Genomic DNA, 26761 nt, shown 5'->3' with positions numbered 1-26761 from the left:
ACTTTGTAACTGAAACAGGCTTGGCGCGAAACCCGCCCATACTCCCCTGAGGGAGTGGATGGCGGTGGATAAGCGAATTCTCCGCCGCAACTTTGCCGAAGTCGAACACAGATTATTAGACATACAGTAGAAGGGCGAAAGCAGATGCTTAATACTCAAACCTACAACCGCCGCTTTATCGATCTTTTCCAATCGAAATGGGTGGGGGCCACCTTTCTACATTGCGCAATCGGCAGCAAACCTATGACGTTCGAAAGATGCATTTTCGTCAATTGCTCATTTCCCGAAGCCAATGCCGAGATTACCCTCCGAGATTGCAGCATCGTTACTCACGCCTGAGAGGAGCGGATCGAGATTTATTGAATCGCTGCTGTCCGGCTGACCCTGATCAGGTTACGGCTGTAGGATGGGTAGAGCGCCAGCGAAACCCATCAATCCGTTCGCCGCTGACGAAGCATCATGGGTTTCGCAAGAGCTCAACCCATCCTACGCGTGCTCGCCTCAATGCGTTCACATGTCCTTGGCGAGCGCGAACAGCCGGAACTCTTCGAGCGCCGCGTGCCGGTGCGGAGCGACCTCGCACCGGTAGGTCTCGTTTTCCACGATCGAACGGAAGGTGGCGAAATCGCCGTATTCATTGATCGCCGCTTCGTCCCAGCGTTCGCCTGGCGCGCCGACGATGTTCGCCAGGACCGGAACGGAAAACACCCGCACGAGCGGCTTACCGGCGGCCAGACGCCGGAATGCCGGCCTGTAGCGTTCATTGAAGGCTTCGCGGCCTGAGCAGGGCGCGGCGTCGAATCCGTCCTCGTAACGCGCCTGCGCGCGGTAGCGCAGCAGATTGAGCATGTAGATCGGCTGGCCGGACGGGATCGCCCGCTCGGCGGCGTCGAGGGCTTGCAGGGTGATTTCGATGGAATTCATGGGATTTCCCGGGTTTCGAGCGCCGCAGAATGCGCGCTGACGCTTCCTAATTAGCCGTTCGGGAATGGCCCTTGTAGTGACCGCAGAGCCATGACTATGTGGACTCCATGTCCACAACAACCTTGCCTCCCGATCTCTCGCGCCTGCTCGCCTTCGTCCGCGTCGTCGAGGCCGGCTCCTTCGCCGAGGCCGCGCGGCGGGCGGGGACGACCACCTCGGCGATGTCCAAGGCGGTCGCCCGCTTCGAACAGGCGCACGGATTGCGGCTGTTGCATCGCTCCACCCATTCGTTGGCGCTCACCGCAGAGGGCGACAGGCTGATGACGGCGGGACGCGCGTTGGTCGAAAGTCTCGCCCGCGTCCAATCCGCGCTCGGCGACGTCGTGCGCGAGGATGGCGGACGGGTGCGCGTGACGGCCCCCGCCTCGTTCGCGCGCGCCTGCATCCTGCCGCGACTGCCCGCGTTCCTGCGGGAACGGCCGGAGATCGAGATCGAGGTCAAATTCCGCAACGAGATTCTCGATCTCGCGGCGGAAGGCGTCGACATCGCAATCCGCTCGGGGCCCCTCGACCGCGCGCCCGGCCATCAGGCGCGGCGGCTTTGCACGTTCTCCTGGATCGCCTGCGCCTCGCCTGCCTATCTGAAGGCGCGCGGCGCGCCGGCGACTCCGTACGAGCTTTTCGCGCACGACCACGTCGGCTTCCGCAATCCCGCGAACGGTCAGATCCTGACCTGGCGCTTCGCCGACCCGCGCGGCAAAGGACCCATTCGCGTCACGCCCAAGCCCAAGCACATTTGCGACGACGCGCATGCTTCGCTGGCTTTGGTCGCGAACGGGTTCGGGATCGGCTGGGGGCCAGCGTGGCTCGTCCATGAAGACCTGCGCGCCGGCCGGCTGGTCGAGGTGCTGGCGCCCTGGCGCGCGCCTGGGGAACCGCTCTGGATGCTGCGCACCTCAGGCCGCCGCCCGCCCCTGCGGACACAGCGCGTCATGTCGTTCCTCAGCACGCTTCCCGCCGCGTTCAGCGGCAAGGCGGTGTGAAGCGGCGGCCGTCACCGAGATTCAGCACGGCGAATTGCGGGATATCGATTGAGTGGCTTTCAATTCACGAACCGGACATGACCGATATCGGTGGTGTCGTAGCCGCCCAATTCTTTCGCCCGTTCCTGGAACGAAGTTGAACGAACAAAGCCGAAGAGCTTCTGAGGCTGCGGCAAGAAGTAATCGCGTTGCCTCAGGACCAGATCAAAGCGCTCCCACGTCAGCGGCACGAAGTCTAGTCCAGTCGCGCGCGCAACGGATCGGGTTGCAATTCCGCAATCGGCTTTTCCCGAACGCACGGCGTGGCCGATTTCGTCTCCTGTCGCGCAAACGGGCTGTTGCAGGGCGAGCTCACCCATTGCGATGCACTCGCGGGCCGCCAAGGTCATCATGAGGAGCTGGGCGCCGGCGCCGCGCGGACGTTGCGCCATGCGTGCTCCCGACTTCGCGACGGAGGCCAGATCCCCGAGCTTCAGTGGATTACCCGGCGAGACGATCAGGCCCTGCTCTCGCCGGGCAAAAGCGATGACGACGGCGTCGTAGAAGTCATGGGCATCGGCCATCCGGGCAATATTCGTCTGCTCCCCATCCTCATCGAGGGCGTGAAGATGGATTGCGGCCATCATGATCTCGCCACCGGTCAGCCGCCGCAGACCTGCTTCGCTGCCCTCCGGCAGGCTCGCCAGTCCGCAGCCGCTTTCACGAAGCGCCCACTCCAGGAGCGGGTCGTGGCTGCCCCCGACAATGGGCGGAGCAGGCTCGCGCGATATGGCGGTGGGAGAAAGGCCCGACGCCACCCATCGGTTGAGAGCCGTGCGCGGGAACAGCCATTTGCCGGTCACCTTGCTGCAGGGCACGGCATTTTTCGCGACCAGCTCGTAGAGCTTGCGCTCGGAAAGGCGGAGGTACTCGGCCGCTTCATCAGTCGTGAGTAGCTCGCGCATCCGGAAAGGACCTGCAGATTTATGAAATTATTCCGAATTTGACCATAATGGAATGGTCAGCGCAATATTGCATATGCCCGAGAACACGTCCGCGCTCGACCTCGTCCTTGCTGCAGATCCGGCGCTGTTAGCCATTGTGCGGCTCTCGCTCGTCGTCAGCCTGTCTGCCGTGACTCTTGCAGCCATCATTGGTGTGCCGTTCGGCGCGCTTCTTGCGCTCACCGGGTTCCCCGGGCGGCAGGCCGTCATCGTCATCCTCAACGCGTTGATGGGGCTTCCGCCCGTGGTGGTCGGGCTTTGCGTTTTTCTCGCTCTGTCGCGCTCGGGGCCCCTCGGGTCATGGGGCCTGTTGTTCACGCCCGCAGCGATGGTCGTCGCCCAAACCATCTTGGTCGCCCCGATCATCGCCGCGCTGACGCGGCAAACGATCGAGGACCTCTGGACCGAATACCGGGACGAACTGACCGCCATGAATGTCGGCCCGCTGGGCCGGGTGGCAACGCTGGTTTGGGACGCCCGCTTCAGCCTGATCACCGCGCTGCTTGCCGGGTTCGGCCGGGCTGCGGCCGAGGTTGGCGCCATCATGATCGTGGGCGGCAACATCGAGGGCTTCACCCGCACCATGACCACGGCGATCGCGCTGGAGACCTCGAAGGGCGATCTGCCTCTGGCCGTCGGCCTCGGCATCGTGCTGATCACGATCGTGATCGCCGTCAACATACTCGCGTGGGCCGCACGGCGCGCGAGCGAACGATTGGCGGGATGAGCATGCGTGCGCCGTCCAGCGAACTTCCCATTCGGTTCGAGAAGGTGAGCTTCTCCGTTGGCCCAGTGACCATCCTGGACGTGATCGACCTGACGTTGAATCCGGGGACGCCGACCGTCATCGTCGGCCCGAACGGCTCCGGAAAGACCACGCTCCTGCGCGCCGCGATGGGGTTGGTGTCGCCGTCGCGCGGCCGCATCACCTGGGGCGGCCGGACCGACGTTGCCCCGCAGCGGCGCGCCATCGTGTTCCAGCGCCCGGTCATGCTGAGGCGCAGCGCGAGCGGCAATATCCGTTACGCCTTGAGCGTTGCTGGCACGAAGCGCGCAGAATGGAAGCGTCGCGTCGACGAGGTTCTGGGACTCGTCGGGCTCGAACACGTTGCCGACCGCCCTGCCCGACGCTTGTCCGGCGGCGAACAGCAGCGGCTTGCCCTTGCGCGTGCGCTCGTTCGCGATCCCGCCGTGCTCTTCCTGGACGAGCCCACGGCCAGCCTCGATCCAGCCGCGACCAAAGCCGTCGAGGATGTGATCCACGCCGTCAGCGCACGCGGGATCAAGGTGGTCATGTCGACCCATGACATCGGCGGGGCCCGGCGGCTTGCGGGCGACATCGTCATGCTTCACCGGGGCCGCGTGATCGAAACGGCCGCTGCGTCGTCCTTCTTCAATGCCCCCGCAACCGCCGAGGCGAGGAAGTTCGTCGCCGGCGAACTCATCATCTAGTCAAGACGGAGAGATCGACATGTTGAGCCGCCGCTACCTGATTGCGATCGCCGCCTGCGCCGTGCTGGGCGGCCCTGCCGTTGCGCAAGAAAAGTCGATCGTGGTCGCTTCGACGACATCGACCCAGGACTCCGGCCTGTTTGGCCACATCCTGCCGCTGTTCAAGGACAAGACCGGAATTGCCGTGAAGGTGGTCGCTCAGGGCACGGGCCAGGCGCTCGATACCGGCCGCCGCGGTGATGCCGACGTGGTATTCGTCCATGCGAGGCCGGCCGAGGAAAAGTTCGTGGCCGAAGGGTCGGGCGTGAAGCGCTACCCTGTGATGTACAACGACTTCATCCTGATCGGTCCCGCGAGCGATCCCGCGGGTGTCAAAGGCACGAAGGATATCGTCGCCGCCCTCAAGGCGATCAAGGACAAGGGCGCCGCCTTCATCTCGCGGGGTGACAAGTCAGGCACGCATCAAGCGGAGCTCAATCTCTGGAACGTCGCCGGCATCGACCTCGCAAAGGACAAGGGCGCCTGGTACAAGGAGATTGGGCAGGGAATGGGCGCTGCGCTCAACACCGCCTCGGCGTCCAACGCCTATGTGCTCGCGGACCGCGGCACGTGGCTTTCGTTCAAGAACCGTGGCCCGCTTGCGATCGTCGTCGAAGGCGACAAGCGCCTGTTCAACCAATACGGCGTCATCCTGGTCAGCCCGCAGAAACACCCGAACGTGAAGCAGGAACTCGGCCAGCAATTCATCGACTGGCTCGTTTCGTCCGAAGGACAGAAAGCCATCGCCGGCTACAAGATCAACGGCGAGCAGCTCTTCTATCCCAACGCCAGCGATCCGGGCGCGTGATGCGCGCGAGGTCGGCAACGACCTCGTCGCCTCACCGCCGCCGCGACAGGAAATCCAGCACGCCGGTCTTGTAGACCTTGTCGCCGACCGCGCGCATGTGGTCCCGGTTCGGAATGTCCAGCACTTCCGAGCCCGGGATGATCGCGCCGAGCGCGCTCGCGGAGCCCGCGACGTCGTCGGTGGTGCCGACCGCGATCAGCACGGGCACCTCGATGCGTGCGGCCTGCTGCCTCGTCATCAGATCACGCGTACCGCGGAGGCACGCGGCGAGCGCACGGCGGTCGGAGCGGGTCTGATCGGCAAACGCGCGGAACGTGCGGCCGACGGGATCGGTGACGTCCTCGAGCTCCGGCGCTTCCAGCGCTTTCGCCACGTTCTCGCCGGGGCCGGTGCCTTCAATCAGGCCGCCGATGCCGATGCCGCCGAGGATCGCCGAGCGCAGGCGCTGCGGCTCGTTGAGCGAGAGCCACGCCGTCATCCGTCCCCCCATCGAATAGCCCATGATGTCGGCCTGCGGGATGGCGAGGTGATCCATCAGCGCGACCACGTCGCCGGCCATGGTCGGGATCGAGTACTGTTCGGGCTCGTACAGCTTCGCGCTTTCGCCGTGGCCGCGATTGTCGAGCGCAATCACGCGGCGGCCGTTCTTGCGCAGTTCCGAAACCCAGGTCGGATAGACCCAGTTCACGTTCTTGCTGGAGGCAAAGCCGTGCACCAGGACGATCGGATCGCCCTCGCCTTCGTCGAGATAGGCGATTTCAACGGCGCCGTTGTGAAAGCTCGGCATCATCAGTTCCGTGGAGTCTTTTGGGGATGGGTCGATCTTAGAGCATGATCCGGAAAACTGTGCAGCGGTTTTCCGGCAACATCATGCTCAAACAATAGCCTGGAGCACGTCGCACTTCAGGCCGTGGTGCCCGCACGGGCCAGAGCGGCGTCAGCCGCGATCTGCGCCCGGCGAAACCGCCGCGCCCGCCTGCGATCGCACCAGGCCTGGGTCAGGCGCTCGGTCGTCGCCTTGATGGAGGACAGAAGGCCGAACAGCGTCAGTGCCGCACCGAGCAGCCAGAGCGCCAGATCGAACGCGCCGCCAATGAGCAGCAGCGCGCCCCGGCCCAGGAGCTTCATGATCGCGCGCGTCTTGCCGCCCTGCGCTTCCGCAAGCCGCGCCGCGCGCGCGACGTCCTTGGGACCCTCGGCCATGCGCAAGGTGTCCATCGCACCGCGCGTGCCGGTCTTTTCGGCGACGCGCGTGACGTCCTTGCCGAACCGGACCAGCGCACCGGCCTTCTCGGCCCGGAACGCGGCCTTGATCGCGCTCACGGTCTGGCCAGGGCGCAGCACCGAGCCTGATACCACCGCATTCCGGAGCGCCGGCGTGTCGACGACCTCGCGCGCAGACCGGCCGGCCCATGCGGCCAGCCCCTCGCCGAGCCGTCCGACTTTGCGCGCATCCTTCACCAGCGTCAGTCCGGCGCGCACCGGCGCGGCACCGCCGACGGACACGTAGGTTGCCGCCGTCACCGCAAGGCCGGCAGCCGCAAGGGCGAGCACGAGACGGTCGGTGTCCTCGCCCATGGCAAGATGCTTGCCCTCGCGCACCACGTCCCTGATGTCGCCGAACACGAACAGATCGCCCGCCACCGTTCCCGACAGGCTCGCGACGTCGGCGGCGTTGCCGGTGACGAGGCCGGTGGCAAATCGTTTGGCGAAATGCGAGGTGGAGTTCTCCGCCTTGACGGCGTCACTGACACGGTTCAGGAGGTCGTCGGGGAGCGCGATGTTGCGATCGCGCGCCAGCGCAACGAAACTGTCGGCGAGATCGGTATCATCAGCAGCGAGCGCGGCCTCGATATTGTCCTGAACCAGCCGCTCGTTCTGCCGCAGCAGCGCATCGAGCTTCAACTCCGACAGCGCGGAGGGATCATCCTGGGCAGCGAGGATCGCGCCGGCCTCACGGGCATGCGGCGCGACCTGCACGAGCAGGAAGCTGCACGCCGCGATACCGGTCAACGCTGTGCTGATTCGCAGCCACTTCATGCGGAAAGCCTGGATGGTCCCTTCGGGTCGCTTGCGCCTGACGATTTCGTCCTTCGTCGCAACTTGCAGTCGTCCATAGAGATAGTTTGCCAAAATTGCGACACAACGTCCCCGACGAAAGAAGGGCTTCTCTCAGGCCCCAAGATTGTGTCGAATTTGCATGAGCAAATGAGCATGGGGCAATTGCGAACCTTTCGGTTCCACTGGACTAGCAATCATCTGTACCCGCAAGTATGGTCCGCGGCGCCTCAAAGAGGCCGCGTCAGTTCTTGATTGTGTCTGCCGCCATTGCCACTCCAGGATGAGTTACGATGTCCGACCATGTCGTCCCGCACTTCCATAACGATGCCGGCGTGCCCGTCATCGAGATCGGCTCGAAAGAGTTCATGTGTGTGGGCGCCAACCCCCCGTTCGACCATCCGCACGTCTTCCTCGACCTCGGCAACGACAACGAGATCATCTGCCCCTATTGCTCGACGCTGTACCGCTTCGCGGCCGACCTGAAGCCGGGCGAAGCCCGCCCGCCGGAATGCGTCCTGAAGGACAAGGTGGCCTGACCGCTTCCATCGGTCAGGGGTGGCGCTCTCCCGAACGATTGTCATCGCCGGTGCCGGTATCGGTGGCCTGACGGCCGCGCTTGCGCTCGCGGCCCGGGGCTTCCGCATCGTCGTGCTGGAAAAGGCCGAGCGCCTCGAGGAAGTCGGCGCCGGCCTGCAGCTCTCCCCCAATGCCAGCCGCGTCCTGGTCGAGCTCGGCCTGACCGAACGCCTCAAGGCGCGCGCGGTAACCCCGGAAGCGGTCTCGATCATGAGCGCGCGCGCCGGCGGCGAACTCTTGCGCATGCCGCTCGGCGAGGCAGCGTCGGCTCGTGCCGGCGCTCCATATTGGGTGGTGCACCGCGCCGACCTCCAATCCGCGCTGGCGGGCGCTGTCGCCGATCATCCCGACATCGACCTGAAGCTGGGTGCAACCTTCGAGGACGTCGCGCCCCACGCCAAGGGCCTCACCGTCGTCCATCGCAGCGGCACGATCCGCCGCAGCGATCTCGCGAGCGCCCTGATCGGCGCCGACGGCATCTGGTCGACAGTCCGCCAGCATCTGTTTCCCGAGGTGCAGCCGCGCTTCTCCGGGCTGATCGCCTGGCGCGGCACGCTCGATGCCGCGCAACTGCCGAAGGACTATGCCGCCCGCCGGGTGCAGCTCTGGATGGGACCGAACGCGCATCTGGTCGCCTATCCGATTGCCGGCGGACGCCAGATCAACGTGGTCGCGGTGCTGCCCGGCACCTGGAACCGGCCGGGCTGGAGCACGCCCGGCGATCCTGTCGAGGTGATGGACGCCTTTGCCGCCCCGCGCTGGCCGCCGCCGGCGCGGATGATGCTCGCCCCGGTCGACAGCTGGCGGAAATGGGCGCTGTTCGGCGTGCCCGACGGCTGCCCCTGGAGCAAGGGCCCGGTGGCGCTGCTCGGCGACGCCGTGCATGCGATGCTGCCCTTTGCAGCCCAGGGCGCCGGAATGGCGATCGAGGATGCCGCCGTGCTCGCCCGGCATTTGAGCCCTGAGGCCGCCGAGAGCACCACGGACATCGCCGCCGCGCTGACTCAATACGGCCGTGCCCGCCAGGCGCGGGTCCTTCGGGTGCAGCGGACCGCGCGGCAGCAGGGCAGGATCTATCATCTCGGCGGGCCGCTTGCGATCGCACGCGACCTTGCGATCCGCGCGCTCGGCCCGGAGCGCATGCTGGCGCGGCAGGACTGGATCTATAGCTGGCGTCCCTGATGCGAAGCGCGGTCCGCGGGGCGCCTCAGCAGATCACCTTTTTCCGGACGTCGAGGCGGGCTTGCCAGCGGGTGATGGCGGCTCCGCCGCAGCCGGTGTCGTCTCCGGCATCTCCCGGCACATGTTGCGGCGCCAAGCCTCCTCCGCCAACTGCGACTGCCCGCGGACGGCAATATAGTCGTTGCGGTAGGCAAGCTCGGACACGACCGCGCCACCTGCCCCCGTCTCGGCCTTCTCCATCAGCCTCTGCAGATCGGCAGTGCGCTTGGCGAGCGCCTTGCGCTCGGTCTGCAGCTGCTTGCAGTCGTACAATTCGTATTTCGCGGGATCGGCAAAGGCCGGTGCGATCGTCTCGCTCATGCCGGCGCAACCCGAGAGCGCGGCGCCGGCGACAAGCAACACGAGGAGCGCGCCAAAGCCGCGCGGCGAAGAGAAAAACGAAGCAGCCATGCCGGATGAATAGTCCCCGTGGATTGAGAATGCCTAAAGCAACAACAGATGTCCGGATTGAGGCTTTGCCTTGGGCGCCCGGCTCGCTTAAGGAAGAACCGTCCCTCCGGCAACGAACGCGCCAATTCCAGATGGCCGGAGATGGACTTAAGTGTTTGATCTCGTTGGATCAAGCGGGCATGGCGGAATTGGTAGACGCAAGGGACTTAAAATCCCTCGGTGCGCAAGCGCTGTGCCGGTTCGACCCCGGCTGCCCGCACCATATTTTTCTCGGCGCTGGACGACTGGAGCATGGAGGCGCTGGGCAGGCGCGCAGCGAAAGATCGGGCCCAGCATATGGCGATCTGAGGCGGCGGGCGCATTTCAGCGACAGATGCTCCAATCAATTGAGTGCACTGTCACCGAAATCCGAAATCCACCGAAATCGCCGTCCTCATGCCTGAGAAGGTGACATGATTATCTTCAGTAAGTTCGTAGATGCCGATCTTGAGTTGAGCGCATACTCAAGCATACAGGCAGAGACGCCTTGAGGTAGACGTTGAGAAACGCGAATGCGACGATAAATTTCCGTCCGCTCGGGCCAGATAACTATGGTCGCTCTGGTGAAGCCTATCTGATTTTTGGGCCGGAAGTGGATCTGCTCGAATCGACCCTGCAAGGAAAGTTTGAACCAACGGGCGCTTCAGGATGTCGACGCAGACACCGGGATCTGTTTACTCATGCCAAGAGCTCGCCGTCACCGGCGCAGGTCCAAGATGCGAAAATCTGAGTGCGACCAGCTACCCGACCGCGGTCACTCAGTGCAGTCTGAAGGCCCTATCGACCTGCTCGCCAGCTATAGGACTTTGCCCTGTCTACGGCTAACGCCTGAGCATGGGAAAACATATATACTGCAATATGTTATATGGAGGCGATGGCTGCCATTGCGGAGATCGAGCGTTATATTCTCCGCACTAGATGCGGAGAACAACTTCCCTTTGCGGAGAATAGTTGCCATAATCTCCGCATGAGATGCGGAGAATGACGAGCTATATTCACGAATTGCCTGATTGGCCCAAGTTCCTTTGGAACCCCGCCAATATCGCGGGCCAGCTCGCGGCTGTGCGGCATCGTCAAGGACGCCTGCTCGGCCGAATGGAAGCGCTTGGCTTCGATCTGCGGGCTGAAGCTAACCTCCGAAGCTTGACCGAAGAGGTCCTCAAATCCAGCGAGATCGAGGGCGAGAATCTTGACCGCGAGCAAGTGCGTTCGTCAATCGCGCGTCGGCTTGGGATGGAGGCCGGCGGTCTCGCGACCGCTGACCGCAACGTCGAAGGTATTGTCGAAATCACCCTCGACGCGACGGAGAATTATGCCGATCCGCTGTCGCGCGACCGGCTCTTTGCCTGGCATGCCGCGCTCTTTCCAACGGCCCGCAGCGGCATGAGAAAGATCATGGTCGGCGGATGGCGTCCCGAAAGCGCGGATCCGATGCAAGTGGTCTCAGGACCGCCTCACCGGGAGCGCGTGCATTTTGAAGCGCCGGAAGCCAAGCGCGTCGATGACGAAATGAATGCCTTCATCGCGTGGTTCAACGGCAAAGAAGAGCTCGACCCGGTCCTTAAGGCAAGTATCGCGCATCTTTGGTTTGTGACTATTCACCCGTTCGAGGACGGCAACGGCCGCATCGCGCGCACGATTGCCGACATGGCCCTTGCGCGCTCCGAGGGCATCCCCCAGCGCTTCTACAGCATGTCAGCGCAAATCCGGCAGGAACGCAAAGCCTATTACGATGTCCTGGAAACGGCGCAGAGAGGCGGACTTGCCATCGACGCCTGGCTGGACTGGTTTCTTGGTTGCTTCGACCGGGCGCTCCAGGGTGCCGAGACCATCCTTGCGGCTGTCTTCGCGAAGGCGCGGTTCTGGGAGGTGCATGCCGGCACGAGCCTCAATGACCGGCAACGCGTGATGATCAATCATCTGCTCGATGGATTTCGCGGGAAGCTCACCTCATCCAAATGGGCGACGATCACGAAAAGCTCGCAAGATACGGCCTCGCGCGACATCGACGACCTCATCAAGAAGGGCGTTTTGAGTAAAGACCCGGGCGGCGGTCGTAGCACCAGCTATTCGCTGATCGAGCCGCCGCCGAGCGGCGCTTGAGCGCGCACCACCGAAAACGAGCAATGCTGTCTCGTAAGAATCCTTTGCATCTCGAAATTCGCGGCGAGACGCGGCGGCGCGCGTTGATCAAAGCGCGATCATCCCATCTGAACACCTTCTGGCCAGACAGGGAGAGGCATTTGCCTCTCATTTGCGCACTCGCTTGACGCTCCCGGCTCTCGCCAAATCTTGTCCGATCCGCCTGCCAGCCATCCCGAAACATGGGTTGTGCAGCGCAACATTGGCGATAAACAAGTCGCTCGATTGCAGAGGTGAGCTTCCTTGTCCGACGTCAATGCCGACGATTGGGTGTCCGCCGGACACCGCCCGATGGGTTTTCCGGAATTCGTCATCGTGATCGCGTCCATCATGGCGCTCAATCCGCTCGCGATGGACATCATGCTGCCCGCGCTGCCGGATATCGGGGCGGCCTTCAAGATCCCTGTCGCCAACCATCTCCAACTCGTGCTTTCGACCTTCCTGATCGGCTTCGGCGTCGGCCAGTTCGTCATGGGGCCGCTGTCGGACCGCTTCGGCCGCCGGCCGGTGCTGCTCGGCGGCATGGCGGTTTATGCCGTGGCGAGCGTACTCGCGGTGGCGGCGCCCTCGTTCGAAACGCTGCTGCTGGCGCGCGCCCTGCAAGGGCTCGGCACCGCGGCGACGCGCGTGATCGCAACCTCGATCGTGCGCGATTGCTATGCCGGACGCCGCATGGCGAGCGTGATGTCGCTCGCCATGATGATCTTCATCGCGGTCCCCGTGGTCGCTCCCTCTTTCGGACAGACGGTGCTGCTGGTCACGGCGTGGCGCGGAATCTTCGTGGTGCTGACGCTGTACGGCCTGCTGGCGCTCGCATGGTGCGTGCTGCGGCTGCCGGAGACGCTTCCCGAGTCGAAACGCAGGTCGCTGGCGCCGGCCGACGTGCTCTCGGCGTTCCGGCAAACCGTCACCCATCGCCAGACCATCGGCTATGCCACGGCCGCCGGCGGCGTGATGGGCGCCCTGTTCGCCTACGTCTTCTGCGCCCAGCAGATCTTCACCGGCATCTATCACCTCGGCCACTACTTCCCGCTCGCTTTCGCGGCGATCGCGGCCGGCGTCGCCATTGCCGGCTTCCTCAATGCAAGGCTGGTCGGGCGGCTCGGCATGCGCGTGATCTCGCACGGGGCGCTGACGCTCTACACGGTGGTGGCCGGCGTGATGCTGCTGACGGAATGCCTCGGCGCGCTGCCGCTCGCCTTGTTCATGCTGCTCTCCGCCCTGATGATGTTCTCGTTCGGCATGATGGTCGCCAACTTCACTGCGCTCGCGATGGAGCCGCAGGGCCACATCGCCGGCACCGCCTCGTCGCTTTACGGCTCGATCACGACGCTGATCGGGATCGTGGTCGGCATGGCGATCGGGCAGAGCTTCGACGGCACGCTGCTGCCCTTCTCGATCGGCTTCTTCCTGTCGACCCTCGCCGCGCTCGCGATCGTGCTGGTGGTCGAGAAGGGACGGCTGTTCAAGCCGCATCATCGCCCCATCGCCTGAGGAACTTCCCGGACCTCTCGATGTTGTACCGCAGCAATCGAGAGGATCGGCGAGATGGAACAAGAGAGCAGAGCGGATCAGCCCGCGTCGGAGACCGAGCGGCCCGCTCAACGGGAATTATTCGAAGAGCGGAGGGACCGAAGCCTGCCATTCGCAAGTGAAGGTCTCGAGCAGGTGCGCGACAGCCACTGCTAAAGCGGGATGCGGTCAGGATGAATCGTGATCGCGCTTCAGGTTATGGCTCATGATCCCTTCGGAAAACCGCTGCGCAATTTTCCGGATCATGCTTCAGGACAGATCGGACGGGTGGGTCCCTCCATAGAAAACGGCGCCGTGGGACACCCACGGCGCCGTTCGCATTTTGAACGCGGACTACTCCGACTTGCTGACGTTCCAGAACAGCGGCGTCGCCGGACCGTCGAGTACACCCGTGAGCGACTTCTGCCAGGCGCTCGGGGCCTGATACTGGCCGAGCGGAATGTAGATCACCTGCTCAAAAGCTTCCTTTTGGATGTCGGCTGCGATCTTCTTCTGCGCATCGGGCGAGGACGCGCGAACGAAGGCGTCCTTGAGCTCTTCGATCTTGGCGTCTTCCGCCCAGCCGAACCAGCCGCCGTTCTTGCCGCGTCCCCCGATCGAGACGTTGGCGATCGGATTCATCACGTCGGCGGCGACCCAGTTGGTGAAGAACATGTTCCATCCGCCCTCCTTCACCGGCTTCTGGCCGGCGCGGCGGGCAACCACCGTCTGCCAATCCGTTGCCTGGAGATCGACCTTGAAGCCGGCCTCACGGAGCAGCTGCGCGGCGACGATCGGCTGCGCCTTCAAAGTTGTGACGTCGCCCGGGGCCATGATCGCGATCGGCGTCCCATCATAGCCGGATTCGGCAAGCAGCTTCTTGGCCTCCGCCATGCCGCCGCCCTTCACCAAAGTCTCCGAACCGATCTCCGTGGCGAGCGGCGTGTCACAGATAAAGAATGCGCCGCAAATCTTGTAGTATTTCGGATTGCCAACAAGCGCGTCCAACACGTCCTTCTGGTTCATTGCCAGAAGTGCAGCGCGGCGCACCTTGGGATTGTCGAAGGGAGGCAGCAGGAAGTTCATGCGGCCGAGCGTCTGGAAGCCGAACTTGTTCAGGACTTCAATCTTGAGATCTTTATTGCCCTCGACGACCGGGAGCATGTCCCAGGGCACGTTCTCCATGAAATCGATATCGCCCGACTGCAGCGCGTTGACCGCTGTCTGGGAGTCCGGCATGGTGATCCACTCGACGCGATCAACCTTCACCACCTTGCCGCCGGCGGTCCAGCTGGCCGGCTCCTTGCGAGGCACATAATCGGTGTTCTTGACATAGACCGCCTTCACGCCGGGCTGGAATTCACCCTGCACGAACTTGAAGGGACCCGAGCCGATCTGCTCGGCAATTTGCTTGCCCGCCGGCGTTTCTGCGAGCCGCTTCGGCATCATGAACGGCACCAGCGAGGACGGTTTGCCGATCGATTCAAGCACCAGGCCGTAGGGCTGCTTGAGCTTCAGCACGATCGTCTTGGCATCTGGCGCCTCGATGCTGGCGGTGAAGTCCATGAGCTTCTGGCCCATGCCGTCGTTCTTGCCCCAGCGCTTCAGCGAGGCGACGCAATCCTCGGCAGTCACCGGTGCGCCGTCATGCCACTTCAGTCCGTCGCGCAGCGTGAAGGTGTAGGTCAGCTTGTCGTCGGATACCTTCCAATCCGCCATCTGCGGCTGAATCTTGAAATTCGAGTCGGTCGCAAGCAGCGTGTCGTAAACCATGTAGCCATGGTCACGCGTGATGTAGGCCGTGGTGAAGATCGGGTCGATGATGCGCAGATCCGAATGCATCACCGCCGTGATGGTCTTGCCGGCCGCAAGCACTGGCGAGGCCAGCGCGGTCGAAAGCGCGACGACCGACAGCGCAAGTTTGGAGGCGAACGCGCGAGGCCCCCGGCGCATGAAGTGGAACATAGAAAGTTCTCCTGACGTGAAACTGTTCAAAGGCAGGTCATTGGTTGAGCATAGGGTTCATTCGTTGGGCGAACTAACCTTATGCAATGCCTTTATCTTTTTGAGACTTGCAGACAGTGCCGATCGCGTCAATCCGGTTTCGTCGCAGCCCCTCACGGCGCGCGCACGGGCTCCACAAAGATCGGTTTGGCTCTACAACACCTTTCCGCTTGTCCTGCCCCGCGCAGATGCAATGCGCGTTCCATCTTTCGAAGCTTGAGAGACATTGAGATGAATCCTGCCAATCTTCCCTTTGATTCCGAGGCGATGCTCGAGGGCCTGCGCGGCTGGGTCGAATGCGAGAGTCCGACCTGGGATGCAGGCGCCGTGGACCGCATGCTCGATATCGCGGCGCGGGATATGGCGATCATGGGTGCGACGATCGAGCGCATTGCCGGCCGCCAGGGCTTTGGTGGCGTCATCCGCGCGCGCTTTCCGCATCCCAAGCAGGGCGAGCCGGGCATCCTGATCGCCGGACACATGGATACCGTTCATCCGGTCGGCACCATCGAGAAGCTGAAATGGCGGCGCGAGGGCAACAAGTGCTATGGCCCCGGCATCTACGATATGAAGGGCGGCAATTACCTCTCGCTGGAAGCGATACGGCAACTGGCGCGCGCCTCGTTCACCACACCGCTGCCGATCACCGTGCTGTTCACGCCGGATGAGGAAGTCGGCACGCCTTCGACGCGGGACATCATCGAGGCGGAAGCGGCGCGCAACAAATACGTGCTGGTGCCGGAGCCCGGCCGCGCCGACAACGGCGTCACCACCGGACGCTACGCCATCGCGCGCTTCAATCTCGAGGCGACGGGCCGGCCGAGCCACGCCGGCGCCACGTTGTCGGTCGGACGCTCGGCGATCCGCGAGATGGCGCGGCAGATTCTCGCCATCGACGCGATGACGACGGAAGACTGCACCTTCTCGGTCGGGGTCGTCCACGGCGGACAATGGGTCAATTGCGTTGCGACGACCGCAACCGGCGAAGCGCTCTCCATGGCCAAGCGTCAGGTCGATCTCGACCGCGGTGTCGAGAAGATGCTGGCGCTGTCGGGCACCAGCAACGACGTCACGTTCAAGGTCACGCGCGGCGTGACGCGTCCGGTTTGGGAGCCGGATGCCGGCACCATGGCGCTTTATGAGAAGGCACGCGGCATCGCCAAATCGCTCGGCGCGGAATTACCGCATGCCAGTTCCGGCGGCGGCTCCGACGGCAACTTCACCGGCGCGATGGGAATTCCCACGCTCGACGGCCTGGGCGTGCGCGGCGGCAACGGGCACACGCTGGAGGAGTTCATCGAGGTGGATAGCCTGGTCGAGCGCGGCCGGCTGATGGCAGGTCTGCTGGCGACGTTGGAGTAACAAGCCAACCGTCATTCCGGGGAGCGTCGAAAGCGCGAACCCGGAATGACTGCGACGACTTCGCACTGCACAATACGTCGGCAGTCACGGTCGAAATTTAGCCTTGTCTAAAAATGAGGCGTATCGTACTGCTCGGCCGTCCACGCGACGATGCGGGAGAGATCGCAGCGAAGGCTTTCAGCCTTCGCTGCGGCGCCGACGGAGCAACCGCCCCGGAAACTCTCAGGCAAAAGGACCGTTTCGTCAGGACGATCTGGAGAGAGGCGGCGCGATTTCAGGCAATCGTGACGCCCACCGAAGGGGATAGTCCGTTGCGAGATCCGCAGCGGATCAAGCTCTCAGGTAACCGTGACAGATGGGGCGCCGCCAACGGCCTTTGGCCGGCGGTTAGCCGACTCTAAACACGGGAGCCCCGAACCTCATCATGACCCATATCGCCATCATCGGCGCCGGCATCACCGGCGTCACGACCGCCTATGCCCTGCTCGAACGCGGCTACAGGGTGACGGTGCTCGACAAGCACCGCTACGCCGCGATGGAGACGTCCTTCGCCAACGGCGGGCAGCTCTCCGCATCGAACGCCGAAGTGTGGAACAGCACCGCGACGATCCTGAAGGGCCTGCGCTGGATGTTCCGGCGCGACGCCCCGCTGCTGATGAACCCGCGGCCGAACTGGCATAAATATTCGTGGATGAGCGAGTTCGTCGCCAACATCGGCAACTACCGCGCCAACACCATCGAGACCACGCGGCTCGCGATCGAAGCGCGCAGGCATCTGTTCGACATCGCGGCGCGCGAGGGGATCGACTTCGATCTCGAACGCCGCGGCATCCTCCACATCTATCGCGACAAGGCCGGCTTCGAATCCGGTCTGCGCGTCAACGCGCTGCTGCAGGAAGGCGGCCTCGACCGCCGCCCGGTGACGCCGGAGGAAATCCGCAGCATCGAGCCGACACTGCGCAAGGACTATCATGGCGGCTTCTACACGCCGTCCGATGCGACCGGCGATATTCACAAGTTCACCCGCGGCCTGGCGGAAGCCTGCAAGCGACGCGGCGCGACCTTCATCCACGAGGCCAATATCGATTCGATCGCACGTGCCGGCAGCGGCTTCGTCATCGGCTGGGCCGATCTGGCCGCGAGCGATGCCGTCGCGGCCGCGCGCGGCGCACTGAACGTGGACGGCGTCGTGGTCTGCGCGGGCGTTGCGAGCCGTCACTTCGCCGCCCTGCTCGACGAGCGCGTCAACGTCTATCCGGTGAAGGGCTACTCGATCACGGTGCAACTCGACACCGCCGAAAGCCGCAACGCCACCCCGACGGTGAGCCTGCTCGACGAGGCCGCCAAGATCGTCACCAGCCGGCTCGGCGCCGATCGTTTTCGCGTCGCCGGGACCGCCGAATTCAACGACTTCAATCGCGACATCCGCGCCGACCGCGTGCAGCCGCTGATCGACTGGGTGCGCAACAACTTCCCCGCCGTCGAAACGTCGCGCGTCGTGCCGTGGGCCGGGCTGCGCCCGATGATGCCGAACATGATGCCGGTCGTGCGCGCAGGGCGGATACCGGGCGTGTTCTTCAACACCGGCCACGGCCATCTCGGCTGGACCCTGTCGGCGGCGACGGCGCAGATGATCGCCCAGACCATCGACGGCTGGCGCGGCCTCAACGCTCCGCCGACGGCACCTTCACTTGGGGTTGAGCGTGAACTGCGACATGCATCCTGAGTGGTCGATATCGGAGACATGCCGGCCTCTTGCGACGGCGCAGCCCTTGGCACACAATTTGCCCTAAGAGGACGGCGTCTCCGGGGCCTTTCCAGCCTAAGTGATAGGCATGATAGACACGACAGAGTTCACGGGAGCCTCAGGGCTCCACACGTTCCGTAGCCGGAGATAAGTGCATGCTGGGTTATCTTATTCGCCGCGTTCTGGCCGCGGTGCCCGTGATGGGCGTCGTCGCGCTGTTCGTGTTCCTGCTTCTGCGGCTGACGCCGGGCGATCCTGCCGCGATTCTGGCCGGCGACAACGCGACACCGGAACGGCTCGAGCGCATCCGCACCTCGCTCGGCCTGAACGAGCCCCTCATCGTGCAGTTCATCACCTGGGTGAACAAGCTGCTGCACGGCGACCTCGGGACATCGCTGATCTCCAACCTGCCGGTGATGAAGATGATCGGCCAGCGGATCGAGCCGTCGATCTCGATCGCGCTGTCCACCATCGTCCTCGCCGTGATCGTCGCCGTTCCCATGGGGGTGATCGCGGCCTGGAAGCACGGCACCTGGATTGATCGCTTCGTGATGGGGCTGTCCGTGCTCGGCTTTTCGGTGCCCGTGTTCGTGGTCGGCTATGTGCTGATCCAGATCTTCGCGATCGAATTGCGCTGGGTGCCGGTCCAGGGCTTCCGCAGCATCTTCAACGGCTTCGGGCCGTTCTTCGAACGCATCATCCTGCCGACCTGCGCACTCTCCTTCATCTACATCGCCCTGATCGCGCGCATGACGCGCGCGGCGATGCTCGACGTGCTCGGCGAGGACTATGTCCGTACCGCGCGCGCAAAGGGCATCAACGAGGTTGCGGTGATGATGCGCCACGCGCTGCGCAACGCCGCGGTCCCCGTGATCACCGTGATCGGCACCGGCTTCGCGCTCCTGATCTCCGGCGTCGTCGTCACCGAGAGCGTGTTCAACATCCCCGGCATCGGCCGCCTCACCGTTGATGCGGTGCTGGCGCGCGACTATCCGGTGATCCAGGCGATGATCCTCCTGACGTCGCTGATCTATGTCGTCGTCAATCTTCTCATCGACGTCGCCTACACCCTGCTCGATCCCCGGATCCGGTACTGAGGCAAGGATAAGAATACAAATGTCAGTCGATACCCTTCCCCAGTCGTCCATTCCGATCACGTCGCCGTTGCGGCCGCGATTCGGATTCCTCACCTCGACGCCCATCATTGCGACCGCGACGGTCCTGCTCACGCTGGTCGTGGTGGTCTCGATCCTCGCGCCGCTGATCGCGCCGCATGATCCGATCCAGCTCGCGCCGTCGCAGCGGCTCAAGCCCTCCTCCGCACAGTTCCTGCTTGGCACCGACGCCTACGGCCGCGACCTGTTGTCGCGCGTGATCTATGGCGGCCGCATCTCGCTTCTGATCGGCATCGGCTCGGCGATTCTGTCGATCGCCATCGGGCTCGTGATCGGCCTCGTCTCCGGCTTCTTCAAGCTGGTCGATTCCGTGCTGATGCGCGTCATGGACGGCCTGATGGCGATGCCGAGCATCCTGCTCGCGATCGCCGTGGTGTCGCTGTCCGGCGCCAGCCTCTGGACCGTGCTGATCGCGATCACGATCCCTGAGATTCCGCGCGTCGCGCGCCTGGTGCGCTCGGTCGTGCTGTCGGCGCGCGAGGAGCCTTACGTCGAGGCCGCGATCTCGGTCGGCTCCAGCCTGCCGAAGATCATGTGGCGCCACCTGATGCCGAACACGATCGCGCCGCTGATCGTCCAGGGCACCTATGTCTGCGCGAGCGCCATTCTGACCGAGGCCATCCTCTCCTTCCTCGGCGCCGGCATCTCGCCGGAGACACCGACCTGGGGCAACATCATGGCCGAGGGCCGCCAGTATTTCCAGATCAAGCCGTCGCTGATCTTCTGGCCGGGCCTCTTGCTCTCGATCGCCATCCTCAGCATCAACCTGATCGGCGACGCCGCCCGCGACGCACTCGATCCGCGCATGAAGCAGCGGGAAGGCAAGTGATGACCAACACCATCCTCGACATCAACAACCTCGTCGTTTCCATCGGCAAGAAGCCGAAGGGCGTGAACATCATCGACGGCATCTCGATCCAGGTGCGCGAGCGCGAGACGCTGTGCCTCGTCGGCGAAAGCGGCTCGGGCAAGTCGGTGACGTCGCTCACCACGATGGGCCTCTTGCCGAAGGGCACGCTGGTTCCCACCGGCGGCAGCATCAAGCTGGTCGGCGAGGAGCTGCTCACCGCGACCGACCGCCGCCTGCGCCAGCTTCGCGCGACCAAGATGGCCATGATCTTCCAGGAGCCGATGACCGCGCTCAATCCGGTGGTGCCGGTCGGCCGCCAGATCGACGAGGTCCTGCGCGCGCACACCGATCTCGACGGGAAAGCGCGGAAGAAGCGTATCCTCGACATGATGGAGCAGGTCCACCTGCCCCAGGTCGAGCGCATCTTCGCCTCCTATCCGCACCGCCTGTCCGGCGGTCAGCGCCAGCGCATCATGATCGCGATGGCGCTGGTGCTGGAGCCGAAGCTCCTCATCGCCGACGAGCCGACCACCGCGCTCGACGTCACCACGCAGAAGCAGATCCTGACGCTGATCCGCGAGTTGCAGCGCGATCACGGCACCGCCGTGCTGTTCATCACGCACGACATGGGGGTGGTCGCCGAGATCGCCGACCGCGTCGCGGTGATGCGGCAGGGCCGCCTGGTCGAGACCGGCCCGCTCGACACCGTGCTGCGCAATCCGACCATGGAATACACCCGCAACCTGCTCGCCTCGGTACCGAGCCTGGTGCCGCGAGCGCCGCGCGAGGAGAGCCGCGAGCCCGTGGTGCTGGAGGCCAACGAGCTCACCAAGGTCTACAAGGAGCGCGCCTTCTTCGGCAAAGGCCGCGAGGTCGTCGCCGCCGACAAGGTCACGCTGACGCTGCGCAAGGGTCGCACCCTCGGCATCGTCGGCGAAAGCGGCTCGGGCAAGTCGACGGTGGCACGCTGCATCGTCCGCCTGATCGATCCGACCTCCGGTGGCGTGCGCCTCGCCGGTCGCGAGATCGCCGACATCTCGCGCCGCCTGCTCCAGCCGCACCGGCAGAAGATCCAGATCGTGTTCCAGGATCCCTACCGCTCGCTGAACCCGCGCGTGACCGTTGGCGACAGCATCGCGGAAGGCCCGATCAACTACGGCGTCTCCCAGGCCGATGCGATGAAGCGGGCACGCGAGCTGCTCGAACTCGTCGGCCTGCCGGCAGATGCCGTGTCGCGCTATCCGCACCAGTTCTCCGGCGGCCAGCGCCAGCGCATCGCCATCGCCCGCGCGCTTGCGCTCGATCCGGACGTGCTGGTCGCGGACGAGGCGGTCTCCGCGCTCGACGTCTCCGTGCAGGCACAGGTGCTGGAACTGCTCGACGAGATCCAGAAGCGGCTCGGCATCGCCATCCTGTTCATCACCCACGATTTGCGCGTCGCTGCGCAAATCTGCGACGAGGTCGTGGTGATGCAGCATGGCCGCGTCGTCGAACAGGGTCCCGCCGCCGAGGTGCTGACGCATCCGAAGGAAGCCTACACCAGGGCGCTCCTCGATGCCGCACCAGGGCGAGGCTGGGATTTTGCGAACTTCCGGCCGGTGGCGGAAGGGGTGGCGGCCACACTGTAGCTCTCTCCGCTGTCATTCCGGGGCATCGCGAAGCGATGAGCCCGGAATCCATCGGACAGCAGACTCTGTAGCGCAATGGATTCCGGGCTCGCGCCCAAGTGGGCGCGCCCCGGAATGACGGTAGATAGAGTCAGCGCGCTCTCACCGCGTCCGCAGCATTCCCAAAACAGCTTGAGGCCATGCACGGCGCGAGTGCTTCCCGCCTTGCTCTCTCCTTCGCGCCAAGGCTAACGTCGCGCACTTTCCAACGCTGGACTTGAATTGATGACACGTATCGCCATCGGCGGCTTCCTGCACGAGACCAACACCTTCGCTCCGACCAAGGCGACATTCGCGGACTTCCAGCATGGCGGCGGCTGGCCGGCGATGACGCAAGGCGCCGACGTGCTGAAGGTGATGCGGCGCATCAATGTCGGCCTCGCCGGCTTCGTCGACAGCGCTGAAGCCAGCGGCTGGGACCTCGTTCCGACGATTGCCTGCGGGGCGAGCCCCTCCGCCCATGTCACCAAGGACGCCTTCGAACGCATCGTCAAGGTGATGGTCGAGGGCATCGCAGCCGCCGGGCCGATCGATGCGGTCTATCTCGACCTGCACGGCGCCATGGTGACGGAGCATCTCGACGACGGCGAAGGCGAGATCCTGGCGCGCGTGCGCCGCGTCATCGGCAAGGATGTTCCGCTCGTCACCAGCCTCGATCTCCATGCCAACGTCACGCCCGAGATGATCGAGCATGCCGACGCGCTGATCGCCTACCGCACCTACCCGCATGTCGACATGGCCGAGACCGGCCGCGCCTGCGCAAGGCATCTGGCGCTGCTGCTGCAGACGAAGCAGCGCTTCGCAAAGGCGTTCCGGCAACTGCCGTTCCTGATCCCGATCAGCTGGCAATGCACCAACGACCAGCCGACCAGAGGCATCTACGAGAAGCTCGCTGCGCTGGAGGGCGATGCAGTTCCGACACTCTCTTTCGCGCCCGGCTTCCCGGCCGCGGATTTCCGCGATTGCGGGCCGAGCGTATTCGCCTATGGCAAGACGCAGGCGGACGCCGACCGCGCGGCCGATGCGATCGTCAAGCTGATCGAGAGCCACGAGGACGATTTCGACGGCAAGATCTGGTCGCCTGACGATGGCGTGCGCCATGCCATGGAACTTTCGCAGAATGCGAGCAAGCCGATCATCATCGCGGACACCCAGGACAATCCCGGCGCCGGCGGCGATTCCGACACGACAGGCATGCTGCGCGCGCTGGTGCGCAACAAGGCAAGCGCCGCCACCGGCGCGATCTACGATCCGGAATCGGCCAGGGCCGCGCATGCGGCCGGCGTCGGCGCCACCGTGACGCTCTCGCTCGGCGGCAAGTCCGGCATTCCCGGCGACGAACCCTATCGCGAGACCTTCCTGGTGGAAAAGCTCTCCGACGGCCGCTTCATCGCGCCCGGCCCCTATTACGGTGGCCGCGAGATGGAGATGGGTCCCTCCGCGTGCCTGCGCATCGGCGACGTCCGCGTGGTCGTTTCTTCGCACAAGGCGCAGCTCGCCGATCAGGCGATGTACCGCTATGTCGGCATCGAGCCGACCGCGCAGAAGATCCTGGTCAACAAGAGCTCGGTCCACTTCCGCGCCGATTTCGAGCCGATCGCGGAGAAGCTGATGATCTGCGCCGCCCCCGGCGCGATGCCGGCCGACACGGCTTCGCTGCCCTGGACGCGGCTGCGGCCGGGCATCCGCATCAAACCGAACGGTCAGCAATTCGTTCCACCTGAGAAACCTCGATGATTAGCGGCCTAATCAGGAAGGCTACTCTCCTATTCAGTCTCGGCGGCGCCGCGGCTGTCTCCGCTGAGAGATGGCCATCCTTGCCTACTTACGGCTTTATTTCCGGACGACCAGCCCAAAAAGAAGACGTCAGTAAGGGCGATGCAATCTTCGTGGCGGCGGTCAACGATGTCGTCATTGGTAAGCCTCTGCCTCTCCAGATCCCTCAATATGCTTTACTGCGCGATAAGCAGGAGCGCGTCATCCTCGTGCAGGCAGAAGAAGCGAACGGCATCAAGCTGTTCGGACTCCGCACTCTCGATGGCAAGGAAATGGTCGCAAAAGATACCGATGTAGACTTGCTCGGTGCAGACAAGCCTCGAATCTAACGAACATTCACACGCAACTACGGACAGGACACATGCCCACGATCGACCGCATCGACGGCTACGCTGACGAACTCACCGCTATCAGGCGCGACCTCCACGCCCATCCCGAGATCGGGTTCGAGGAAGTGCGCACCTCCGGCATCGTCGCCGACAAGCTGAAGAGCTGGGGCATCGAGGTGCATCGCGGCCTCGGCGGCACCGGCGTGATCGGCGTCATCAAGGGCAAGGGTTCGAGCGGCAAACGCATCGGCCTGCGCGCCGACATGGATGCGCTGCCGATGGAGGAGAACACCAATCTGAAGTGGAGCTCGAAGATCCCCGGCCGTTTCCACGGCTGCGGCCACGACGGCCACACCACCATGCTGCTCGGCACCGCGCGCTACCTCGCCGAGACCAGGAATTTCGACGGCACCGTGCATCTGATCTTCCAGCCGGCCGAGGAAGGCCTCGGCGGCGCCCGCGCGATGATCAAGGACGGCCTGTTCGAGAAGTTTCCCTGCGACGAGCTCTACGGCCTGCACAACGCGCCCGATCTCAACCACGGTGAGATCGCGATCCTGCCCGGCCCCGCGATGGCCAGCGCCGACTTCTTCGACCTCCGCATCACCGGCTACGGCGCGCATGGCGCGATGCCCGAACGCTCCAAGGACGCGGTGATCATCGCGACCACGCTGGCGCAGGCGATCCAGACCATCGTCAGCCGCAACGTCGAGCCGCTGCAGGCCGCCGTGATCTCGATCACCCAGATTCACGCCGGTTCCGCCTACAACGTCATTCCCGGCGACGCGCATCTTTGCGGCACCATCCGCACCTTCTCGAAGGAAGTCCGCACCCTGATCGCCGAGCGCATCCGCACGATCTGCGCCGGCATCGCGAGCGCCTATAGTTGCGTGATCGACGTCGACATCCGCGACACCTTCGACGTGCTGGTCAACCAGGTCGAGCAGTCCAAGGTGGTCGAGGAGGTCGCGCGCACCATCGTCGATCCCGCCAACGTGATCACCCGCACCCAGCCGAAGATGGGCAGCGAGGATTTCGCCGACATGCTGCAGACCATCCCCGGCGCGTATTTCTGGGTCGGCCATGACGGCTCGGTGCCCGTGCACAATCCCGGCTTCGTGCTCGACGACAAGATCCTGCCGATCGGCGCCAGCATGTTCGCCCGCATCATCGAGACGCGCATGCCGGTGGGGGCCCATGCATAAGAAGAGCGTCGAAGAGGCGGTCACCTCGCTGCACGATCTGTCCGCGGTCGATCTGATCGCGGGCTATCGCGCAAAGCAGTTCTCGCCGAGCGAGGTGCTGGAGGATCTGCTCGCGCACGTCGCTGCGTGGGAGCCGCGCCTCAAGGCACTCTATGCGTTCGATCCCGACGGCGCGCGCGAGGCCGCAAAGGCCTCGACCGCGCGCTGGACCGGCGGCGAGCCGTCCGGCGCGCTCGACGGCGTGCCCGTCACGGTGAAGGACAACATCGCGACCAAGGGCGTGCCGGTGCCGCTGGGCGCGGCCAGCGTCAAGCTCGTGCCCGCCGAGAAGGACGCCCCGCCGGCTGCGCGGCTGCGCGAGGCCGGCGCGGTCATCTTCGCCAAGACCACCATGCCGGATTACGGCATGCTGTCCTCCGGTCTCTCCAGCTTCCATGCGCTGGCGCGCAATCCCTGGGACCTCAGCAAGAACCCCGGCGGCTCCAGCGCGGGCGCAGGCGCTGCCGCCGCGGCGGGCTATGGTCCCCTGCATCTCGGCACTGACATCGGCGGCTCGGTTCGGCTGCCCGCCGGCTGGTGCGGGCTCGTCGGCCTGAAGCCGAGCTTCGGCCGCGTGCCGATCGAGCCTACCTATGTCGGCCGCGTCGCCGGTCCCATGACCCGCACGGTCGATGATTGCGCGCTGATGATGAGCGCGATCGCCAAGCCCGACCGGCGCGACGGCATGAGCCTGCCGGCCGAACCGCTCAACTGGAAGGGGCTGGAGAAATCGCCGCGAAAGCTGCGCATCGGCCTGATGCTCGATCCCGGCTGCGGCCTTCCGCTGGAGAAACCGGTGCGCGAGGTCGCGGTGAAGGCGGCGAAGGCGTTCGAATCCGCGGGCGCCATCGTGACCGAAGTCGACGGCATCCTCACGCGCGAGATGCTCGACGGCCTCGACAATTTCTGGCGCGCGCGGATGTGGGACGATCTGTCCAAGCTGACGCCGGCCGAGCAGGCCAAGGTGCTGCCCTATATCTTCAAGTGGGGCGAGTCCGGCGCCAGCCTCTCCGGCGTCGACGTGATCCGCGGCTTCAACCAGACGATGGCGATCCGCGCGGCGGCGGCGAAGTTGTTTTGCGAGCTCGACTATGTGATCTCGCCGACCGCACCGAACGTGAATTACCCCGCGGAATGGGCTTCCCCCACCAACGATCCCATGAAGCCGTTCGAGCACATCGCCTATACCGTGCCGTGGAATATGTCAGAGAACCCGGCCATCTCCGTCAATGGCGGCTTCGACGCCAAGGGGTTCCCGATCGGCGTGCAGATCGTCGGCCGCCGCTTCGACGATATCGGCGTGCTCGGCATGGCCAAGGCTTTCGAAGGCCTGCGTGGCCCGCAGCGGCCCTGGCCGAAGCCGCCGGCCAACTAGTCGCAGTGTCGTCATTCCGGG

Annotated in this window: 23 protein-coding genes, 1 tRNA gene and 2 riboswitches; of the genes, 18 read left to right on the top strand and 6 right to left on the bottom strand. The window is 64.5% G+C overall.

The window, feature by feature from the left end; all coding sequences use genetic code 11:
• Nucleotides 1-510: 510 nt before the first annotated feature.
• On the bottom strand, nucleotides 511-924 hold the full coding sequence (locus EDE08_RS23755; protein WP_131871191.1) for a hypothetical protein: 414 nt from the start codon (nucleotides 922-924) through the stop codon (nucleotides 511-513).
• Nucleotides 925-1031: 107 nt separating this feature from the next.
• Here EDE08_RS23755 and EDE08_RS23750 point away from each other — a divergent pair, with 107 nt between their 5' ends.
• On the top strand, nucleotides 1032-1967 hold the full coding sequence (locus EDE08_RS23750) for a LysR family transcriptional regulator (RefSeq protein WP_131871192.1): 936 nt from the start codon (nucleotides 1032-1034) through the stop codon (nucleotides 1965-1967).
• Between the two features lie 59 nt (nucleotides 1968-2026).
• Here EDE08_RS23750 and EDE08_RS23745 read toward each other — a convergent pair whose 3' ends face one another.
• Nucleotides 2027-2911, bottom strand: a complete 885-nt coding sequence (locus EDE08_RS23745; RefSeq protein ID WP_131871193.1) for a substrate-binding domain-containing protein — start codon at nucleotides 2909-2911, stop codon at nucleotides 2027-2029.
• Nucleotides 2912-2984: 73 nt separating this feature from the next.
• Between EDE08_RS23745 and EDE08_RS23740 the strand changes: the two genes are divergently transcribed.
• The 3 genes from EDE08_RS23740 to EDE08_RS23730 are packed head-to-tail and all read left to right on the top strand — an operon-like array spanning nucleotide 2985 to nucleotide 5249.
• Nucleotides 2985-3677 (top strand): ABC transporter permease, encoded by a 693-nt coding sequence (locus EDE08_RS23740; RefSeq protein ID WP_131871194.1) that lies wholly within the window; start codon nucleotides 2985-2987, stop codon nucleotides 3675-3677.
• 2 nt (nucleotides 3678-3679) lie between these two features.
• Nucleotides 3680-4402, top strand: a complete 723-nt coding sequence (locus tag EDE08_RS23735) for an ABC transporter ATP-binding protein (protein ID WP_131871384.1) — start codon at nucleotides 3680-3682, stop codon at nucleotides 4400-4402.
• Between the two features lie 19 nt (nucleotides 4403-4421).
• On the top strand, nucleotides 4422-5249 hold the full coding sequence (locus EDE08_RS23730) for an ABC transporter substrate-binding protein (RefSeq protein WP_131871195.1): 828 nt from the start codon (nucleotides 4422-4424) through the stop codon (nucleotides 5247-5249).
• A gap of 31 nt (nucleotides 5250-5280) precedes the next feature.
• On the opposite strand, the gene EDE08_RS23725 is transcribed toward EDE08_RS23730, so the two are convergent.
• Nucleotides 5281-6036, bottom strand: a complete 756-nt coding sequence (locus EDE08_RS23725) for an alpha/beta fold hydrolase (protein ID WP_131871196.1) — start codon at nucleotides 6034-6036, stop codon at nucleotides 5281-5283.
• A 116-nt stretch (nucleotides 6037-6152) separates the two neighbouring features.
• Nucleotides 6153-7289 carry a hypothetical protein gene (locus EDE08_RS23720; RefSeq protein ID WP_131871197.1) on the bottom strand — a complete coding sequence of 379 codons (1137 nt, stop codon included), beginning with the start codon at nucleotides 7287-7289 and terminating at the stop codon, nucleotides 6153-6155.
• A 311-nt stretch (nucleotides 7290-7600) separates the two neighbouring features.
• On the opposite strand from EDE08_RS23720, the gene EDE08_RS23715 reads away from it, so the two are divergent.
• Nucleotides 7601-7846, top strand: a complete 246-nt coding sequence (locus EDE08_RS23715; RefSeq protein ID WP_131871198.1) for a zinc-finger domain-containing protein — start codon at nucleotides 7601-7603, stop codon at nucleotides 7844-7846.
• A 19-nt stretch (nucleotides 7847-7865) separates the two neighbouring features.
• The gene (locus tag EDE08_RS23710; RefSeq protein WP_131871199.1) at nucleotides 7866-9068 is read left to right on the top strand and encodes an FAD-dependent monooxygenase; all 1203 of its coding nucleotides are present in this window, start codon (nucleotides 7866-7868) and stop codon (nucleotides 9066-9068) included.
• A gap of 33 nt (nucleotides 9069-9101) precedes the next feature.
• Here the strand turns inward: EDE08_RS23710 and EDE08_RS23705 are convergent, their stop codons facing one another.
• Nucleotides 9102-9518: a twin-arginine translocation pathway signal gene (locus tag EDE08_RS23705; RefSeq protein WP_131871200.1), complete on the bottom strand. Its 417-nt coding sequence runs from the start codon at nucleotides 9516-9518 to the stop codon at nucleotides 9102-9104.
• A 173-nt stretch (nucleotides 9519-9691) separates the two neighbouring features.
• On the opposite strand from EDE08_RS23705, the gene EDE08_RS23700 reads away from it, so the two are divergent.
• From EDE08_RS23700 to EDE08_RS23690, 3 genes are all read left to right on the top strand, one after another.
• Nucleotides 9692-9780, top strand: a tRNA-Leu gene (locus tag EDE08_RS23700).
• A gap of 758 nt (nucleotides 9781-10538) precedes the next feature.
• The gene (locus tag EDE08_RS23695; protein WP_131871201.1) at nucleotides 10539-11660 is read left to right on the top strand and encodes a Fic family protein; all 1122 of its coding nucleotides are present in this window, start codon (nucleotides 10539-10541) and stop codon (nucleotides 11658-11660) included.
• A gap of 282 nt (nucleotides 11661-11942) precedes the next feature.
• Complete coding sequence (locus EDE08_RS23690) at nucleotides 11943-13193, top strand: multidrug effflux MFS transporter (protein ID WP_131871202.1); 1251 nt, start codon at nucleotides 11943-11945, stop codon at nucleotides 13191-13193.
• 372 nt (nucleotides 13194-13565) lie between these two features.
• Here EDE08_RS23690 and EDE08_RS23685 read toward each other — a convergent pair whose 3' ends face one another.
• Nucleotides 13566-15176, bottom strand: a complete 1611-nt coding sequence (locus tag EDE08_RS23685) for an ABC transporter substrate-binding protein (RefSeq protein WP_131871203.1) — start codon at nucleotides 15174-15176, stop codon at nucleotides 13566-13568.
• 270 nt (nucleotides 15177-15446) lie between these two features.
• Between EDE08_RS23685 and EDE08_RS23680 the strand changes: the two genes are divergently transcribed.
• From EDE08_RS23680 to EDE08_RS23640, 9 genes are all read left to right on the top strand, one after another.
• On the top strand, nucleotides 15447-16577 hold the full coding sequence (locus EDE08_RS23680; protein WP_131871204.1) for a M20/M25/M40 family metallo-hydrolase: 1131 nt from the start codon (nucleotides 15447-15449) through the stop codon (nucleotides 16575-16577).
• Nucleotides 16578-16720: 143 nt separating this feature from the next.
• Nucleotides 16721-16825, top strand: a riboswitch (glycine riboswitch).
• A 3-nt stretch (nucleotides 16826-16828) separates the two neighbouring features.
• Nucleotides 16829-16934: riboswitch (glycine riboswitch) on the top strand.
• Between the two features lie 67 nt (nucleotides 16935-17001).
• The gene (locus tag EDE08_RS23675; RefSeq protein ID WP_131871205.1) at nucleotides 17002-18303 is read left to right on the top strand and encodes a D-amino acid dehydrogenase; all 1302 of its coding nucleotides are present in this window, start codon (nucleotides 17002-17004) and stop codon (nucleotides 18301-18303) included.
• A 176-nt stretch (nucleotides 18304-18479) separates the two neighbouring features.
• Nucleotides 18480-19421 (top strand): ABC transporter permease, encoded by a 942-nt coding sequence (locus tag EDE08_RS23670; RefSeq protein ID WP_165936133.1) that lies wholly within the window; start codon nucleotides 18480-18482, stop codon nucleotides 19419-19421.
• 19 nt (nucleotides 19422-19440) lie between these two features.
• Nucleotides 19441-20328 carry an ABC transporter permease gene (locus EDE08_RS23665; protein WP_131871206.1) on the top strand — a complete coding sequence of 296 codons (888 nt, stop codon included), beginning with the start codon at nucleotides 19441-19443 and terminating at the stop codon, nucleotides 20326-20328.
• Complete coding sequence (locus tag EDE08_RS23660) at nucleotides 20328-21977, top strand: ABC transporter ATP-binding protein (protein WP_131871207.1); 1650 nt, start codon at nucleotides 20328-20330, stop codon at nucleotides 21975-21977. Before EDE08_RS23665 ends, EDE08_RS23660 begins: the two co-directional genes overlap by 1 nt.
• Before the next feature lie 264 nt (nucleotides 21978-22241).
• The gene (locus EDE08_RS23655) at nucleotides 22242-23753 is read left to right on the top strand and encodes a M81 family metallopeptidase (RefSeq protein ID WP_131871208.1); all 1512 of its coding nucleotides are present in this window, start codon (nucleotides 22242-22244) and stop codon (nucleotides 23751-23753) included.
• 80 nt (nucleotides 23754-23833) lie between these two features.
• Nucleotides 23834-24121, top strand: a complete 288-nt coding sequence (locus EDE08_RS23650; RefSeq protein ID WP_131871209.1) for a hypothetical protein — start codon at nucleotides 23834-23836, stop codon at nucleotides 24119-24121.
• 32 nt (nucleotides 24122-24153) lie between these two features.
• A complete protein-coding gene (locus EDE08_RS23645) occupies nucleotides 24154-25326 on the top strand; it encodes a M20 aminoacylase family protein (RefSeq protein WP_028177321.1) in 1173 nt (390 codons plus the stop codon).
• The gene (locus EDE08_RS23640) at nucleotides 25319-26740 is read left to right on the top strand and encodes an amidase (protein ID WP_131871210.1); all 1422 of its coding nucleotides are present in this window, start codon (nucleotides 25319-25321) and stop codon (nucleotides 26738-26740) included. Before EDE08_RS23645 ends, EDE08_RS23640 begins: the two co-directional genes overlap by 8 nt.
• Nucleotides 26741-26761: the final 21 nt, after the last annotated feature.

The sequence above is a fragment of the Bradyrhizobium sp. R2.2-H genome (assembly GCF_004346455.1).
In the GTDB taxonomy this organism is placed as follows: domain Bacteria; phylum Pseudomonadota; class Alphaproteobacteria; order Rhizobiales; family Xanthobacteraceae; genus Bradyrhizobium; species Bradyrhizobium diversitatis.
The sequence above is the reverse complement of the archived record's forward strand: the minus strand, read 5'-3'. Positions and strand labels throughout refer to the sequence as shown.